1 protein-coding gene is annotated in these 1050 nt (G+C 61.1%); it reads right to left on the reverse strand.

Going from position 1 to position 1050, the window contains the following annotated elements; translation table 11 throughout:
• Positions 1-18: 18 nt before the first annotated feature.
• Positions 19-1050, reverse strand: a 1032-nt coding sequence (locus L972_RS08620; RefSeq protein ID WP_047437714.1) for an ROK family protein, incomplete at its 5' end; no start/stop codon positions are given.

Raw genomic sequence — 1050 nt, forward strand, 5'->3', positions numbered from 1 at the left:
TCTCGCAAGATCAGAGCCTTACTTCTGCTCCATGATGATCTGCAGCAGATCTCCCTCCAGCAGGGCGCGCTTGACCAGCGCAAAGCCGCCATAGGTCGGCTGGTTCTGGAAGCGGGCTTTCACGATGGGCAGGCCACGGTGGAAGCTCGGCAGGGATTGATGCTCGACGCAGCGACGGATGGCCGGGAAGAGGATCTCTTCAGCGGCGGTGATTTCGCCGGCGATCAGCACCTTCTGCGGGTTGAACAGGTTGACCGTAATCGCCACCGCTCGTCCCAGATGCTCACCCACGTTCTCGATCACGCTGCGGGCCAGTTCATCGCCCGCCAGCGCCGCCTTGCACACCTCCTGAATGGTGATGTGCTTCTCTTGCAGTGCGCTCTGGTGACCGCGGCTGATGAGCTCCTTCACCTTGTCGATGATCGCTTCGTTGGAGGCGATGGTCTCGAGGCAGCCGAAGTTGCCGCAGTGGCAGCGTTTGCCTAGTGGCTCGACCTGGATGTGGCCGATCTCGCCGACGTTGCGGTTCTGGCCGAGGAACACCTGACCCTTGGTGATGATCCCGGAGCCCGTCCCCTGGTGGACGCTCACCAGAATGGAGTCCATGCAGTCGCGGGACTCACCGAAGAAGTGTTCGGCCAGTGCCAGCGAGCGGGTGTCGTTGCCCACGTAGCAGGGGAGGTTGAAGTGGTTCTCAAGCAGCTTCGCCAGCCCCAGATTGCGGATCTGGTACTTGGGGGTGTAGATGACCATGCCGGATTCCGGGTTGACCAGACCCGGCATGGTCAGCGCGATGCTGATGAGGTTGCGACAACGTTCGCGGTTGGCATCGATAAAGGCGCCAATCTCTCGCAGCAGCATGTCGACCACGGGTTGCTGGTCGATCTCGGTCACCTGAATGACGTGCTGGTCGAGCTCCTTGCCATCGAGGTCATAGAGACTCAGTTGCAGGTAGCCGCGGCCCAGCTTGGCAGAGACAAACTGAAAGCGATGTTTGATGGTGGTCAGGGAGATGGCACGCCGCCCGCCGGTTGAGGCTTGCGGAGAGGT

The sequence above is a fragment of the Aeromonas sp. ZOR0001 genome (assembly GCF_000801015.1).
In the GTDB taxonomy this organism is placed as follows: domain Bacteria; phylum Pseudomonadota; class Gammaproteobacteria; order Enterobacterales; family Aeromonadaceae; genus Aeromonas; species Aeromonas veronii.